This window comes from Pseudomonas sp. CC11G (assembly GCF_056174845.1).
Genome location: NZ_JBWBZC010000004.1, coordinates 417,175 through 431,867, shown reverse-complemented (window position 1 = coordinate 431,867; position 14,693 = coordinate 417,175). Strand labels below are relative to the sequence as shown.

Sequence of the window (14,693 nt, the reverse complement as noted above, 5' to 3'; positions counted from 1 at the left end):
GGCGCAGTGCCAACGTCGACAGTGCGTGACTGCCCATCTCACTCAGCATCGCCGCACTCAGCGGCTGCTCAGGGTCGGTCGGCTTGAGGCTGTGGCTGCCATCAAACTGGTATGTTCACGTTCGTTCAGCACCAACACCGCTTCGAGCTTCCAGTGCTGACCCGACGCTTCTAATTCGCTGCGAAACACCAGCTGCGGGCCATCGAGGCGCGGCTTTAGCCACAGCTCGCCCGCATTCAGCGCATTCAGCTGCCCCAACGTCAGCTTGCCATCAGCCATCGGCAGCAGAATCTGCTGTTGCCACTGCGCCATTCCCGGCAAAACCTCGGGTTGGCCGGGGCCGCGCATCAGCCAGCCACCCCAGGCGAAGAAGGCGATGGCAATCACCACAAACAGCAGCCAGTGCTGCATACGTAGCGGCGGCAAGGACATAGAAACGCTCCGGCAAACTGAAATAAGGCGGGCAGAAAAAAGCCGCACCTGAGTGCGGCTCTATCGAAATGCGAGAGGGCTTAAGCGGCTATGGAGCCTTTAAGTTGCTGCTCATCGCATTTTTCTCCAACTGGCGAATACGCTCAGCCGAGACGTTGTACTTGGCGGCCAGCTCATGCAGGGTCGCTTTTTCCTCGGCCAGCCAACGCTGGTAGAGGATGTCACGGCTGCGATCGTCCAGACCTTCCAACGCTACATGCAGGTTCGCGGTAGCGCTGTCGCTCCAGTCGGAATCTTCCAACTGACGCGCCGGGTCGTAACGGTGGTCCTCCAGATAGTTGGCCGGTGACTGGAAGCGCTTTCGTCGTCTGCTTCAGCAGGCCGGGTCGAACGCCATATCGTGACCGGTCAAACGGCTTTCCATCTCACGCACTTCACGCGGTTCCACGCCCAGGCTTTCAGCCACAGCATGGACTTCGTCGTTGTTCAGCCAGGCCAGACGTTTTTCTGGCTGCGCAGGTTGAAGAACAATTTGCGCTGCGCCTTGGTGGTGGCCACTTTGACGATGCGCCAGTTACGCAGGATGAACTCGTGAATTTCAGCTTTGATCCAGTGCACGGCGAACGACACCAAACGCACACCCATTTCCGGGTTGAAGCGTTTTACGGCCTTCATCAGACCGACGTTGCCTTCCTGGATCAGGTCGGCCTGGGCCAGGCCATAACCGGAATAACTTCTTGCGATATGGACAACAAAACGCAGGTGCGCGAGCACCATTTGCCGGGCGGCTTCAAGATCTTGATGGTAGAAAAGACTTTCGCCCAGTTCGCGCTCCTGCTCAACGGTCAGCAGCGGAATGCTGTTGACTGCATGCACGTAGGCCTCCAGGTTTGCACCTGGGACTAAGGCATGGACAGGTTGCAAAGAATTGCTCATGCGAATCCTCCGACTCACGAAACTCGTGCCTCTTGAGCACTGCGAATAAGACTAACAGTTGACTCTAAAGTTCAGAAAGCACGAAAACATACAACGAAACAAGAACTTACTACTTCGGGGCCAATTCGTTCAAGTGACGGGCCACCGCAAGCCAGGCGCCAATATACCCCAACAGTACGGCGCCAAGCAGCAGGGATAGACCATCGGACAACGGTACGCCGCCCAGTGCAAAGTCACTGCCGTACAGGCCGGCCAGGCGCACCACGGCGCCATTGAGCCAATCCAAGCCGAAGCCAGCACCGCCCAGGACAGCAATCCCGCACCCAAGCCGTACAACGCACCCATATAAAGGAAGGGCCGGCGCACGTAGCTGTCCGTTCCGCCCACCAGCTTGATCACTTCGATTTCAGTGCGGCGGTTTTCGATATGCAGGCGGATGGTGTTGCCGATCACCAGCAGCAGCGCCATCACCAGCAGCAACGTCAGACCGAAGACAAATCGCTCACCCAACTTCAAAATCGCGCTCAGCCGCTCCACCCACAGCAAGTCGAGTTGCGCCTGCTGCACCTTGGGCAAATCCGCCAAGCGCAAGCGCAAGGCTTCCAGCGCCGGTTTGTCGACTTCTTTCGGGGTCACCAGAATCACCGCCGGCAGCGGGTTTTCCGGCAGCTCCTTGAGCGCCTCGCCCAAGCCAGACTGCTGCTGGAATTCCGCCAGGGCCTGTTCGCGGCTGATCCATTCGGATTCGGCCACATCGCCCATCTCGGCAATCTGCGCGCGTAATTTCTCGCCGTCGGCCTCGCTGGCATCCAGTTTGAGAAACAACGAAATCTGCGCCGCGCGCTGCCACGAGCCGCCGAGGCGCTCGACGTTGTTGAGCAGCAGCGACAAGCCCATCGGCAAGCTCAGCGCCACGGCCATGACCAGGCAGGTGAAAAAGCTGCCGATCGGCTGTTTGGCCAGGCGACGCAGGCTGTCGATCAGGCTGGAGCGATGGGCTTCTATCCAGGCGTGCAGCAGCGTGGTGAAGTCCGGACTGCCGTCGTCCTTCTTCTGATCATTTTTCTTCGGCGCCGCGCCAACGCGTTCAGCGGCCGAGGATGATTCCTGTGGATTGCGTGTGGCGCTCATTAACCGGCCTCTCCATCGCCGATCAAACGGCCGCGTTGCAGGGTCAACATGCGGTGGCGCATGCGCGCGATCAGCGCCAGGTCGTGGCTGGCGATCAGCACGCTGGTGCCCATGCGGTTGATGTCTTCGAACACACCCATGATTTCAGCGGCCAGACGCGGGTCGAGGTTACCGGTGGGTTCATCCGCCAGCAGCAAGGCCGGGCGGTGCACCACGGCGCGGGCGATGCCGACGCGCTGTTGCTGACCGGTGGACAGGTCGCCGGGAAACAGATCGCGCTTGTCGCTCAACGCCACGCGCTCCAGCGCCGCGTCAACGCGCTTGGCGATGTCCGGCTTGGACAGCCCGAGAATCTGCAGCGGCAGTGCGATGTTGTTGAACACTGTGCGGTCAAACAACAGCTGATGATTCTGAAACACCACGCCGATCTGGCGGCGCAGGAAAGGAATTTGCGCGGTGGTGATCTGCGCCAGGTCTTGCCCGGCCAGCAGCAATTTGCCCGAGGTGGGCCGTTCCATCGCCAGTATCAGGCGCAGCAAGGTGCTCTTGCCGGCGCCCGAGTGGCCGGTGACGAACAGAAACTCGCCACGGCGCACGCGAAAACTCAGCTCATGCAGGCCGACGTGGCCATTGGCGTAGCGTTTACCCACCTGCTCAAAGCGAATCATGCGTGCTCCCGCTCGGCGAACAAGGCCTGAACAAAGGCTTCAGCTTCAAAAGTACGCAAATCATCGATGCCTTCACCGACACCGATGTAGCGAATTGGCAAACCAAACTGCTTGGCCAGGGCGAAAATCACCCCGCCCTTGGCGGTACCGTCCAGCTTGGTAAGGGCCAGGCCGGTCAGGTTCACGGTCTGGTTGAATTGCTTGGCCTGGCTGATGGCGTTCTGCCCGGTGCCGGCGTCCAGCACCAGCAGCACTTCGTGCGGCGCGGTTTCGTCCAGCTTGCCGATCACGCGACGGACTTTTTTCAGCTCTTCCATCAAATTGTCTTTGGTGTGTAGACGGCCAGCAGTGTCGGCGATCAGCACATCGATGCCGCGAGCGGTCGCAGCCTGGACCGCGTCGAAAATCACCGAGGCAGAGTCGGCGCCCGTGTGTTGAGCGATTACCGCAATCTGATTGCGCTCGCCCCACACCTGCAATTGCTCGACCGCGGCAGCGCGGAACGTGTCGCCGGCAGCCAGCATCACTTTCTTGCCTTCTAGCTGCAGCTTTTTGGCCAGCTTGCCGATGGTGGTGGTTTTGCCAGCGCCGTTCACGCCGACCACCAGAATCACGAAGGGCTTCTTCTCCGCCGGAATCACCAGCGGCTGTTCCACCGGTTTGAGCAACGAGGCCAGTTCTTCTTGCAGGGCCTTGTACAACGCCCCGCTATCGACCAACTGCTTGCGCGCGACTTTCTGCGTGAGGCTCTGGATGATCGCCGTGGTGGCTTCAACACCAACGTCGGCGGTCAGGAGGCGGGTTTCGATTTCATCCAGCAGGTCGTCGTCGATGGCCTTTTTGCCAAGGAACAGACTGGCCATGCCTTCGCCCAGGCTGGCGCTGGTTTTCGACAGGCCTTGTTTCAGACGGGCGAAAAAGCCGGCTTTGCTTTCAGCGGGCGAAACCGGCGGCGCAGCAACAACCGTCGTCTCGACCACAACCGACTCGGCCACGACGGGTTCGGGCGGCGCAATAGGTGCGGGGACAGGCGCCACGGCGATGGGCTCTGGCGTCACCACCGGCTGCTGATCCTGGGCCGGCAATTCGACCACGGGGGTCTCAAGAACCGGCGCCGGTTCAGCGGCGGCAGGCTCAGCAGGCGCAACGGTTTCAGCCGCAGGCTCCGGGGCCGCTACGGGCTCCTGGGGCTTTTTGCGCAGCCAGCCAAACAGGCTTTTTTTCTCGCCGGTTTTCTCTTCCGAGGAGCCCGGTGCGGTGTTCCCAGCAGCGGCTGGGGTCTTCTTGTCGTCGTTGGAACCAAACATGGAGAGCGGCTATCTCAAGGGTGCGACGCGCCAACCGGGTAAAAACCCAACAGCCGTGGCCGCCAATAAAATGGATGAGTATCCTAGCACCTCCGCGCCCGCCGACGCTAAGACCAAGCGGGCCTCCTCGACAGGTCATTCACTTCATGAAAATGCTTGCCCGCAGCGCCACCGGGCTGCTGCTCGCGGCCCTTTACCTGCCGCTGTCTGCTTTCTCCGCCGAAACTCAAGCCACCCAGGAGTTCACCCTCGCCAACGGCCTCAAGGTCGTTGTACGCGAAGACCACCGCGCGCCGGTGGTGGTGTCCCAGGTCTGGTACAAGGTCGGCTCCAGCTATGAAACGCCCGGCCAGACCGGCCTGTCCCACGCCTTGGAACACATGATGTTCAAGGGCAGCGCCAAGATGAAACCCGGCGAAGCCTCGCTGGTATTGCGCGAGCTGGGCGCCGAAGAAAATGCCTTCACCAGCGACGACTACACCGCCTATTACCAGGTGCTGGCCCGCGACCGCCTGCCGGTGGCCTTCGAACTGGAAGCCGACCGCATGGCCAGCCTGCGCCTGCCGCCGGAAGAATTTCGCAGCGAGATTGAAGTCATCAAGGAAGAGCGCCGCATGCGCACCGATGACAAACCCAGCTCCCTGGCCTACGAACGCTTCAAAGCCATGGCCTACCCCGGCAGCGGCTACGGCACCCCGACCATCGGCTGGATGGCCGACCTGCAGCGCATGAGCGTGGAAGAGCTGCGCCACTGGTACGAAACCTGGTACACGCCCAATAACGCTACGTTGGTAGTGGTCGGCGATGTCACCGTCGCCGAGGTGAAAACCTTGGCCGAACGCTACTTCGGCCCCGTCCCCAACCGCGCCATTCCCACCGCCAAAGCACCGCTGGAACTGGCCGAGCCGGGCGAACGGCGTATTCGCCTGTACCTGCAAACCCAGCTGCCAAGCCTGATGATGGGCTTCAACGTGCCGAGCCTGGCCACCGCCGCGAACCGCCGCGACGCCTATGCCTTGCGCCTGATCTCGGCCCTGCTGGACGGCGGCTACAGCGCCCGCCTGCCGACGCAACTGGAACGCGGCGAGGAGCTGGTGTCCGGCGCCTCGGCCAGTTACGACGCCTTCAACCGCGGCGACAGCCTGTTCATGCTTTCCGCCACCCCCAACGTGCAAACCGGCAAAACCCTGGCGCAAGCCGAGGCCGGCCTGTGGCGCCAACTCGAAGCACTGAAAACCACGCCACCTACCGCCGCCGAACTACAGCGCGTAAGGGCTCAGGTCATCGCCGGGCTGGTGTACGAGCGTGACTCCATCAGCAGCCAGGCCAGCACCATCGGCCAACTGGAAAGCGTGGGACTGTCGTGGAAGCTGATGGACGAAGACCTCGCCGCCATCGAAGCGGTAACGCCTGACGATATCCAGCAAGCCGCGCGTACCTATTTCACCCGCGAGCGCCTGAGCGTTGCCGAAGTTCTGCCGAAGGAAAAAACCCATGAGTGAACGCAACGGTCTGCGCTACGGCCTGCTTGGCCTTAGCCTCTTGGTGCTGCTGGCAGTGCTGGTGTTTTTTGTCAGCCGCCCCGCCCAGGCACCCACCGAACCGGCTCCTGCACCTGTAGCGGTGAGCAAGGCGCCTGATCATCTGGAGTCGCTGGCGGCACTGGAAGGCCAGGCGCCGAGCCATCGCACCATCAATATCCAAACCTGGAAAACCGCCGAAGGCGCCAAGGTGCTGTTCGTTGAAGCCCATGAGTTGCCGATGTTCGACCTGCGCCTGACCTTCGCCGCCGGCAGCAGCCAGGACGGCGACACCCCGGGCCTGGCGATGATGACCAACGCCATGCTCAACGAAGGCGTGGCGGGCAAAGACGTCAGCGCGATTGCCGCCGGCTTCGAAGACCTCGGCGCGGATTTCGGCAACGGCGCTTACCGCGACATGGGCGTCGCCAGCCTGCGCAGCCTGACCGCCGCCGACAAACGGGAGCCGGCGCTCAAGCTGTTTGCCGAGGTGATTGGCCAGCCGACGTTCCCCGCTGATTCGCTGGTGCGCATCAAGAACCAGGTGCTGGCCGGTTTCGAATACCAGAAACAGAACCCCGGCCGCCTCGCGGGCCTGGAACTGTTCAAGCGCCTGTACGGCGACCACCCCTACGCGCACTCCAGCGATGGCACGGAAAAATCCATTCCCGGCATCACCATTGCCCAAATGAAGGCGTTTCACCAGAAGGCCTACGCTGCTGGCAATACGGTGATTGCACTGGTGGGCGACCTGTCGCGCGCCGAGGCTGAAGCCATGACCGCACAGGTGTCCGCCGCCTTGCCCAGAGGCCCGGCGCTAGCGAAAACGGCCGAGCCGCAGGAACCGAAGGCGGGCCTGACCCATATCGAATTCCCATCCAAGCAAACCACGCTGATGCTCGCGCAGTTGGGTATCGACCGCGCCGAACCGGACTATGCCGCGCTGTTTCTCGGCAACCAGATTCTCGGTGGCGGCGGCTTTGGTACTCGGCTGATGGATCAGGTGCGCGAGAAACGCGGCCTGACCTACGGTATCTCCTCGGGCTTCACCGCCATGCAGGCGCGCGGGCCCTTTATGATCAGCCTGCAAACCCGTGCCGAGCAGAGCGAAGGCGCGCTGAAACTGGTGCAAGACATCCTGCGCGACTACCTCGCCAATGGCCCCACGCAGAAAGAAGTGGATGATGCCAAACGGGAACTGGCCGGGAGCTTTCCGCTGTCGACCGCCAGCAATGGCGATATAGTTGCGCAACTTGGCGCCATCGGTTTCTACGACTTGTCGCTGAGCTATCTTGAAGACTTTATGCAGCAGGTTCAGGCGCTCGACGTGGCCACCGTGAAAGCGGCCATGGCCAAGCACCTGAATGCCGATAACCTGGTTATCGTCACCGCCGGCCCTACCGTGCCGCAAAAGCCCCTGCCGCCTCCAACCGATCACCCCGCTGAGCCTGCGCTTGGCGTTCCGGAGCACTGATGGCCCGTCCCGTAAAACCCGGCATCGCCGCCGCCCAGGCTGGCCAAGGCCAGTTACGCATCATTGGTGGCGAATGGCGCAGCCGCCAGTTCAGCTTCCCCATGGCCCACGGGTTGCGCCCAACGCCAAACCGCGTGCGCGAAACGTTGTTCAACTGGCTGGCGCCCTATGTGCAGGGCGCGCGGGTGCTGGATTTGTTTACCGGGAGCGGTGCGCTGTATCTGGAAGCCCTGTCGCGTGGCGCCAGCGTTGCGCTGGCTTTGGACCTCAATGGCGACGCCATTGCCAACCTGCGTCAGACCCTCGACACGTTGAAATGCGCCGCCGGCCAACTGCTGCAAACCGACACGTTGCGCTACCTGGAAACCCAGAGCGCGACGCCGTTCGATCTGGTATTTCTCGACCCGCCCTTTAACCAGAACCTGCTGCAACCGACGTGCACGCTGCTGGAAGAAAAAGGCTGGTTGGCAGATGAAGCCTGGGTGTACACCGAAAGTGAAAACCCGCCGTCGAGCTTGAGCATGCCGGGCAACTGGCGGCTGCATCGGGAACAGAAGGCCGGGCAGGTGTATTACGCGCTGTGGCAACGCAGCGTCTGATTCGGTGCGTCGGGCGTTTACGGCAATAGCTGCACCATAAAGCAGTGATGGCGCCCGATAAAAATCCGCAGGTTCAACCCGGTGCAGCACATTAAAATTGCGTAAAGCACCGCGAGAAAAATGCCGATTCCGCTCAGAAAAAATATCATCGCCGGCTCCTTTGGCTCATGGCAGTGAAGGTAGAGGCAAACGCTAACAACCCCTACTGCCTTCCCGCATAGGAAGCGGCTTAAATTTCCTAACTGCCTTCCTACGGCAGACCCTGCCACTATCTCCCCTGCTGATTTCGCCACGTGACCGAACCGATGAGCACCTTTTCCCCCGCCTGGTGGCTACCCAACCCGCACCTGCAAACCCTGTGGAACGCGCTGTGCCGCAAGCCGCCGACGCTTGAGCGCGAGCGTGAACGCCTGTGGCTGGAAGACGGCGATTTTCTCGATCTGGACTGGCACGGCCCGCATGAAGCCGAAGCGCCCTTGGTGCTGGTGCTGCATGGCCTGACCGGCTCGTCCAGTTCGCTGTACGTGCTGGGCGTGCAACAAACCCTCGCCGCCCAAGGCTGGGCCAGCGTGGCGCTGAACTGGCGCGGGTGCTCGGGCGAACCCAACCTGCTGCCGCGCGGTTACCACTCCGGCGCCAGCGAAGACCTCGCCGAAACCATCCGCCACCTGCGCGCCAAGCGGCCGATGGCGCCGCTGTATGCCGCCGGCTACTCGCTGGGCGGCAATGTGCTGCTCAAGTACTTGGGCGAAACGGGCGCCGACAGCCAGTTGCAGGGCGCCGTGGCAGTGTCGGTGCCGTTTCGCCTGGACCAGTGCGCTGACCGCATCGGCATGGGTTTTTCCAAGGTCTATCAGGCGCACTTTATGCGCGAGATGCTCGCCTACGTGAAAGACAAGCAGCGCCTGTTCGCCCACAAGGGCCAGGCCGATCGGCTGTCGATTCTGGAAAAGCTCGGGCCGCTGACCAATATGCGTACGTTCTGGGATTTCGACGGCCGGGTGACCGCCCCGCTGCATGGCTTTGCCGATGCCGATGACTACTACAAGCGCTCGTCCAGCCGCTATTTTCTCGGTCGCATTCAGACGCCGACTTTGCTGATTCAGTCGGCAGACGATCCGTTCGTGTTCCCCCACAGCCTGCCGGAGCCGGCCGAACTGGCGAGCTGCGTGCAGTTCGAGTTGCATGCCCATGGCGGGCACGTGGGGTTTATCCAGGGCTCGTGGCGCCGTCCGGAGTATTACCTCGAGCGGCGTATTCCAGAGTGGTTGGCGGCGCTGAAGTAACGCTTAGATCACGGTATCCAGCGGCACGAACAGGCGCTGCTGCAAAGCGTCCACCGCCTCGCGCGCTTGCGGGGCGATATAGCCGCCCTCCAGCGCCAGCACTTGATAGATGCCGCGGCGCAGCATCTCTTCGCTGAGGTCGCCCGGGTCGCCGCGGGAGGTGCAGAGAAAACGCACCCAGGAGGTCATGATGATCCAGCTGTTAAGGGTCAGCGCCTCAATCTGCCGCTCACCCATCACCAGAATGCCGGCATCCACAAAGCCCTGATAAATCGCCGTTGCGCGGCCCATCGAGCGCTGGGAAAACTGCTGGTACTGCGTGGCCAAACCCGCGTCGGTTTCCAGCAAATGCTCCAGATCGCGGTGCAGAAAACGGTAATGCCACATCGCCGCGAGCAGGGCTTCGAGGTAGAAGGTTTTGTCTTCCACGGTCATCGCGCGGCCTTCCGGCGGGCGCAAAAAGGTGTCCACCTGCTGTTCATACTGATTGAACAGTTCGGCGATGATCGCCTGCTTATTGCGGAAGTAGTAATACAAATTGCCCGGTGAAATCGCCAGGTGCGCGGCAATGTGATTGGTCGTCACATTACGCTCGCCCTGCAAATTGAACAGCTCCAGGCTGGCCTGGATGATGCGCTCACGGGTTTTCATTGGCGCGGCCATGGCGCGTCCCTCACACACTGTTTCTTTAGCAAAAAAGCCCCCGGCAACTGTGCCCTGCCGTGGCGGGCAGCTGCCCTTCTTGCGCCAAAGGTACACGCACAAGCGCGCTCATTGTTACCCAACAACACAGAAACCAAGCACCCTAACTTTTCGTTGGGGTGCATCGCAGAGCCGTTGTCGGCATCCTATTTGACACATTAGAGTAATTGCTCTAAAAATCCAGCACGCTGTTTTGCGCAACCCTTGACCGACCCCCGTACCTAATAAAAAGTATTGGCGGTTCCGGGTTCTCTTAACTGGACTGCCCAGGAGCTTTCACATGGTCGCCGACATTGCTTACCTGCAACACAACCAACAACAAATCGAGCAGTTGGACGAACTACTACGCCGTCAGCGCGAAGCCTTCCGCGCCAATCCCATGCCCGAAGCGGCGCAGCGCATCCAGTGGCTCAAGAGCCTGTGCGACCTGCTGCTCAGCGAAAAAGACACGCTGGTAAAAGCCATTTCCCAGGACTTCAGCAACCGCGCCGCAGAAGAAACCCTGCTGGCCGAAATCATGCCCAGCGTGCATGGCATTCACTACGCCACCAAACGCATCAAGAAATGGATGAAACCGTCGCGCCGTTCCGTGGGCTCGGCATTCCAGCCGGCCAGCGCCAAAGTGGTTTACCAGCCGCTGGGCGTGGTCGGCGTTATCGTCCCGTGGAACTACCCGCTGTTTCTCGCCATCGGCCCGCTGGTGGGCGCGCTGGCCGCCGGTAACCGGGTGATGATCAAGATGAGCGAGTCCACCCCGGTGACCTCGCAATTGGTCAAAGACCTGCTGGCGCGCATTTTCCCCGAAGACCAAGTGGCCGTGGTGCTCGGCGAAGCGGAAGTGGGCATGGCCTTCTCCAAGCTGCCGTTCGACCACTTGCTCTTCACTGGCGCCACCAGCATCGGCAAACACGTGATGCGCGCAGCGGCAGAAAACCTGGTGCCGGTCACTCTGGAACTGGGCGGCAAATCGCCGGCCATCGTCTCCGACGACGTGCCGTTGAGCGACGCGGCCGAGCGCATCGCTTTCGGCAAAACCATGAACGCCGGCCAGACCTGCGTGGCGCCGGACTACGTGCTGGTGCCGAAAGACCGCGTGGAAGGCTTCGTCGAGGCGTACCGCAAGACGGTGCAGACCTTCTACCCGAACCTCAAAGACAACCCCGACTACACCGCCATCATCAACGACCGTCAGCTGACCCGCCTCAAAGGCCTGCTGACCGACGCCGAAAGCAAAGGCGCTACGTTGATTCCGCTGTTCCCCGAAGGCCAGGGCCGCCGTATGGCGCAGACCGTGGTGCTGAATGTGAACGACGACATGAAGCTGATGCAGGACGAAATCTTTGGCCCGCTGCTGCCGATCGTGCCGTACGACCGCCTGGAAGACGCCTTTAACTACATCAACGACCGCCCTCGTCCGCTGGCGCTTTACTACTTCGGCTACAACAAGGCCGAGCAGAAACGCGTGCTGCACGAGACCCATGCCGGCGGCGTGTGCCTGAACGACACCCTGCTGCACGTGGCCCAGGACGATATGCCGTTCGGCGGCGTCGGCCCGTCGGGCATGGGCCACTACCATGGCCACGAAGGCTTCCTGACCTTCTCCAAGGCCAAGGGCGTGTTTATCAAACAGCGCTTCAACGCCTCGAAAGTGATCTACCCACCGTATGGCAAAGCGTTGCAGAAACTGGTGCTGAAGCTGTTTATCCGCTGAACTGGCGGTGGCCGGTTTTAGCCTGCCGGCCACCGCTTACTTAATCGCCATAGAGCGAGGTCAAAAAACAATAATGAATGACTCCGTAGTAGCTGCACCCGGCCTGTCACGACGCGGCTTGCTCAAAGTCGGCCTGATGGGCTCCGCCTTTCTCGCCACCGCCGGCCTCACCGCCAGCTTGAGTGGCTGCTCGGCCAGCACCCCCGCCAATGGTTTTGCCGTCGTGCGCGACAGCGACTTGCCGTTTCTCAAGGCGGTAATCCCGGTCATGCTGGCTGGCGCGGTAAAGCCCGAAGCCATGCAGCAAGCCATCGCCGGTACCCTGCAAAACCTCGACTACAGCCTCAACCACCTGTCGCCGGAACTGCTCAAACTCACCGTGCAGCTGTTCGACGTGCTGGCCATGGCCGTCACCCGCGGGCCGCTGACCGGCGTGTGGGGCAGTTGGGAAAATGCGTCCAGCGAAGACATCCGCCATTTCCTCACCCGTTGGCAAAACAGCTCGCTCAGCCTGTTGCGCATGGGCCATGCCTCGGTGCTGCAGTTGGTGATGATGTCCTGGTATGGCCGGCCGGAATCCTGGGCCCATTGCGGTTACCCCGGTCCGCCCAAGGTGTAAGCGCCTGCTCCACGCAACGCCTCTTCTAATAAGAATTTACTGAGACGCCTGAGATGCCCGTACCCGATCTGTTTGCCGAAGGCCTTGGCCGCGGCTGGAAAACCTACAACGGCTCGCGCCTGGAGCAGGACCTGACCCTGGAAGCCGACGTGGCCATTGTCGGCACCGGCGCCGGCGGCGGCACCACAGCGGAAATCCTCAGCGCCGCCGGCTACAAGGTGCTGCTGATCGAAGAAGGCCCGCTGAAAACCAGCAGCGACTTCAAGATGCAGGAGCCTGAGGCCTACGCCAGCTTGTACCAGGAAGGCATCGGCCGTATGAGCAAGGACGGCGCCATCACCATCATGCAGGGCCGAGCCGTGGGCGGCACCACGCTGGTGAACTGGACCTCGAGCTTCCGCACGCCGGAGCCGACGCTGGAGCATTGGGCCAAAGAGCACAACGTCAAAGGCCATAGCGTGGCCGAGATGGCTCCGTGGTTCGAGAAGATGGAACAGCGCCTGGGCGTGGCACCCTGGATCATGCCGCCGAACTTCAACAACGATGTGATTCGGGTCGGTTGCGACAAGCTCGGCTATCACTGGAAAGTCATCCCACGCAATGTGCGCGGCTGCTGGAACCTGGGCTACTGCGGCATGGGCTGCCCGACCAACGCCAAGCAGTCGATGCTGGTGACCACCATTCCGGCCACCCTGGAAAAGGGCGGCGAGCTGCTGTACCTGGCGCGCGCCGACAAGCTGCTGATCGAGGGCGACAAGGTAACCGGCATTCAATGCCAGGCCCTGGATGACCGCTGCGTGGCACCCACCGGCCGCACCATCACGGTAAAAGCCAAGCACTACATTCTGTCGGGCGGCGGCATCAACACGCCGGCGATTCTGCTTCGCTCGAAAGCGCCGGACCCGCACCAGCGCGCCGGCAAGCGCACCTTTATTCACGTGGTGAACTTCTCCGCCGCGCAATTCGAGCAGGTGGTCAACCCGTTCTACGGCGCGCCGCAGTCGATCTATTCCGACCACTTTCAGTGGGACGACGGCACCACCGGGCGTATGTCGTTCAAGCTCGAAGTACCGCCCATGCAGCCGGCACTGACCGCCACGCTGCTCGGCCGCTTCGGCATCGACAACGCCATGCGCATGGAACAACTGCCCCACACCAACGCCATGCTCGCCCTGCTGCGCGACGGGTTCCACCCGGACAGCGCCGAAGGCACGGTGGAATTGCGCGGCGATGGCAGCCCGGTGCTCGATTACAAAATGACCGATTACACCTGGGACGGCATTCGTCGCTCCTTCCACACCATGGCTGAAATCCAGTTCGCCGCCGGCGCAAAAAGCGTGCTGCCGCTGCACGCCGACGCTGACTATGTGAAGACCCTGGGTGAGGCCAAAAGCCTGATCGACGGGTTGAGCCTGGAGATCTACCGCACCCGCCTGGGCAGTGCCCACGTGATGGGCGGTTGCGCCATGGGTGAGGACCCAACGCAGGCGGTAACTGACAGCCTGGGACGCCACCACCAGCTGCGAAACCTGTCGATTCACGACGGTTCGCTGTTCCCCACCAGCATCGGCGCCAACCCGCAATTGTCGGTGTATGGCCTGACGGCGCAGTTGGCGAGTGCATTGGCAGAACGTCTGAAGACCGCGTGACACTAGGACCGCAGGAATAATCCTACGCTCAAAAGCGGCGATGACTTGGCCCAGGGGGGTTGCTGCGCTACCATCCGACTCCCCTATGGCCTGCGCCAGGACGTCACGATGAATCGAGTGTTGTACCCCGGTACCTTTGACCCCATTACCAAGGGGCACGGTGACCTCGTTGAACGCGCTTCGCGCCTGTTCGATCAAGTGGTGATTGCCGTCGCGGCCAGCCCGAAGAAGAATCCGTTGTTTCCGCTGGAGCAGCGCGTTGAACTGGCCCGTGAAGTAACCAAGCACCTGCCCAATGTGGAAGTGGTCGGTTTCTCCACCCTGCTGGCGCACTTCGCCAAAGAGCAGGGCGCCAATGTATTTCTGCGCGGCCTGCGTGCCGTGTCCGACTTCGAGTACGAATTCCAGCTGGCCAATATGAACCGCGTATTGGTGCCGGACGTAGAAAGCCTGTTTCTCACGCCTTCCGAGAAGTACTCGTTTATCTCCTCCACCCTGGTGCGCGAAATTGCCAACCTGGGCGGCGATATCAGCAAGTTTGTGCACCCGGCGGTCGCTGAAGCGTTGTTGGAGCGGTTCAAGAAGTAAGCCTGCTCAACCCTTTGTAGGAGCGACTTCAGTCGCGATGCTCTTGATTCCTCGTTTCCAGGAATCGCGGC

12 protein-coding genes and 2 pseudogenes are annotated in these 14,693 nt (G+C 61.5%); 8 read left to right on the top strand and 6 right to left on the bottom strand.

The features are described from left to right. Nucleotides 1–57 precede the first annotated feature (57 nt). The 5 genes and pseudogenes from AC0V2S_RS08325 to ftsY all read right to left on the bottom strand — a co-directional run bounded on the left by AC0V2S_RS08325 (nt 58) and on the right by ftsY (nt 4,474). Nucleotides 58–432: a hypothetical protein gene (locus AC0V2S_RS08325; protein ID WP_475509329.1), complete on the bottom strand. Its 375-nt coding sequence runs from the start codon at nt 430–432 to the stop codon at nt 58–60. An 80-nt stretch (nt 433–512) separates the two neighbouring features. Then, nucleotides 513–1,368: pseudogene (gene rpoH, locus AC0V2S_RS08320) on the bottom strand (RNA polymerase sigma factor RpoH). 109 nt (nt 1,369–1,477) lie between these two features. Then, nucleotides 1,478–2,499, bottom strand: a pseudogene (gene ftsX / locus AC0V2S_RS08315) (permease-like cell division protein FtsX). Further along, nucleotides 2,499–3,167 (bottom strand): cell division ATP-binding protein FtsE, encoded by a 669-nt coding sequence (ftsE, locus tag AC0V2S_RS08310; protein ID WP_108095018.1) that lies wholly within the window; start codon nt 3,165–3,167, stop codon nt 2,499–2,501. Before ftsE ends, ftsX begins: the two are co-directional and overlap by 1 nt. Next, nucleotides 3,164–4,474, bottom strand: coding sequence for a signal recognition particle-docking protein FtsY (ftsY, locus tag AC0V2S_RS08305; protein ID WP_475509328.1), 1,311 nt, complete (start codon nt 4,472–4,474; stop codon nt 3,164–3,166). The genes ftsE and ftsY overlap by 4 nt, the downstream gene beginning before the upstream one ends. Nucleotides 4,475–4,620: 146 nt before the next feature. Between ftsY and AC0V2S_RS08300 the strand changes: the two genes are divergently transcribed. The 4 genes from AC0V2S_RS08300 to AC0V2S_RS08285 all read left to right on the top strand — a co-directional run bounded on the left by AC0V2S_RS08300 (nt 4,621) and on the right by AC0V2S_RS08285 (nt 9,353). Further along, nucleotides 4,621–5,976 carry a M16 family metallopeptidase gene (locus AC0V2S_RS08300; protein WP_475509327.1) on the top strand — a complete coding sequence of 452 codons (1,356 nt, stop codon included), beginning with the start codon at nt 4,621–4,623 and terminating at the stop codon, nt 5,974–5,976. After that, nucleotides 5,969–7,468 carry a M16 family metallopeptidase gene (locus AC0V2S_RS08295; protein WP_475509326.1) on the top strand — a complete coding sequence of 500 codons (1,500 nt, stop codon included), beginning with the start codon at nt 5,969–5,971 and terminating at the stop codon, nt 7,466–7,468. The genes AC0V2S_RS08300 and AC0V2S_RS08295 overlap by 8 nt, the downstream gene beginning before the upstream one ends. Next, complete coding sequence (gene rsmD / locus AC0V2S_RS08290) at nt 7,468–8,067, top strand: 16S rRNA (guanine(966)-N(2))-methyltransferase RsmD (protein WP_475509325.1); 600 nt, start codon at nt 7,468–7,470, stop codon at nt 8,065–8,067. Before AC0V2S_RS08295 ends, rsmD begins: the two co-directional genes overlap by 1 nt. Nucleotides 8,068–8,372: 305 nt before the next feature. Then, on the top strand, nt 8,373–9,353 hold the full coding sequence (locus AC0V2S_RS08285) for a hydrolase (protein ID WP_475509324.1): 981 nt from the start codon (nt 8,373–8,375) through the stop codon (nt 9,351–9,353). Between the two features lie 3 nt (nt 9,354–9,356). Here the strand turns inward: AC0V2S_RS08285 and AC0V2S_RS08280 are convergent, their stop codons facing one another. Next, a complete protein-coding gene (locus AC0V2S_RS08280) occupies nt 9,357–10,016 on the bottom strand; it encodes a TetR/AcrR family transcriptional regulator (protein ID WP_475509323.1) in 660 nt (219 codons plus the stop codon). 319 nt (nt 10,017–10,335) lie between these two features. On the opposite strand from AC0V2S_RS08280, the gene AC0V2S_RS08275 reads away from it, so the two are divergent. The 4 genes from AC0V2S_RS08275 (at nt 10,336) to coaD (ending at nt 14,622) form a co-directional block, all read left to right on the top strand. Next, entirely contained in the window at nt 10,336–11,766 is a 1,431-nt protein-coding gene (locus AC0V2S_RS08275) for a coniferyl aldehyde dehydrogenase (protein WP_475509322.1), read from the top strand. 73 nt (nt 11,767–11,839) lie between these two features. Then, on the top strand, nt 11,840–12,385 hold the full coding sequence (locus AC0V2S_RS08270; RefSeq protein WP_475509321.1) for a twin-arginine translocation pathway signal protein: 546 nt from the start codon (nt 11,840–11,842) through the stop codon (nt 12,383–12,385). Nucleotides 12,386–12,438: 53 nt separating this feature from the next. Continuing rightward, nucleotides 12,439–14,034, top strand: coding sequence for a GMC family oxidoreductase (locus tag AC0V2S_RS08265; protein ID WP_475509320.1), 1,596 nt, complete (start codon nt 12,439–12,441; stop codon nt 14,032–14,034). A 108-nt stretch (nt 14,035–14,142) separates the two neighbouring features. Then, nucleotides 14,143–14,622, top strand: a complete 480-nt coding sequence (coaD, locus tag AC0V2S_RS08260; RefSeq protein WP_475509319.1) for a pantetheine-phosphate adenylyltransferase — start codon at nt 14,143–14,145, stop codon at nt 14,620–14,622. Nucleotides 14,623–14,693 lie beyond the last annotated feature (71 nt).

Bases quoted from the DNA above. Each gene is read 5' to 3' on its own strand.
- AC0V2S_RS08285 (WP_475509324.1), top strand. From the start codon at position 8,373: ATGAGCACCTTTTCCCCCGCCTGGTGGCTACCCAACCCGCACCTGCAA.
- ftsE (WP_108095018.1), bottom strand. From the start codon at position 3,167: ATGATTCGCTTTGAGCAGGTGGGTAAACGCTACGCCAATGGCCACGTC.
- AC0V2S_RS08325 (WP_475509329.1), bottom strand. From the start codon at position 432: ATGTCCTTGCCGCCGCTACGTATGCAGCACTGGCTGCTGTTTGTGGTG.
- AC0V2S_RS08270 (WP_475509321.1), top strand. From the start codon at position 11,840: ATGAATGACTCCGTAGTAGCTGCACCCGGCCTGTCACGACGCGGCTTG.
- AC0V2S_RS08295 (WP_475509326.1), top strand. From the start codon at position 5,969: ATGAGTGAACGCAACGGTCTGCGCTACGGCCTGCTTGGCCTTAGCCTC.
- AC0V2S_RS08275 (WP_475509322.1), top strand. From the start codon at position 10,336: ATGGTCGCCGACATTGCTTACCTGCAACACAACCAACAACAAATCGAG.
- AC0V2S_RS08265 (WP_475509320.1), top strand. From the start codon at position 12,439: ATGCCCGTACCCGATCTGTTTGCCGAAGGCCTTGGCCGCGGCTGGAAA.
- AC0V2S_RS08300 (WP_475509327.1), top strand. From the start codon at position 4,621: ATGAAAATGCTTGCCCGCAGCGCCACCGGGCTGCTGCTCGCGGCCCTT.
- coaD (WP_475509319.1), top strand. From the start codon at position 14,143: ATGAATCGAGTGTTGTACCCCGGTACCTTTGACCCCATTACCAAGGGG.
- ftsY (WP_475509328.1), bottom strand. From the start codon at position 4,474: ATGTTTGGTTCCAACGACGACAAGAAGACCCCAGCCGCTGCTGGGAAC.
- rsmD (WP_475509325.1), top strand. From the start codon at position 7,468: ATGGCCCGTCCCGTAAAACCCGGCATCGCCGCCGCCCAGGCTGGCCAA.
- AC0V2S_RS08280 (WP_475509323.1), bottom strand. From the start codon at position 10,016: ATGGCCGCGCCAATGAAAACCCGTGAGCGCATCATCCAGGCCAGCCTG.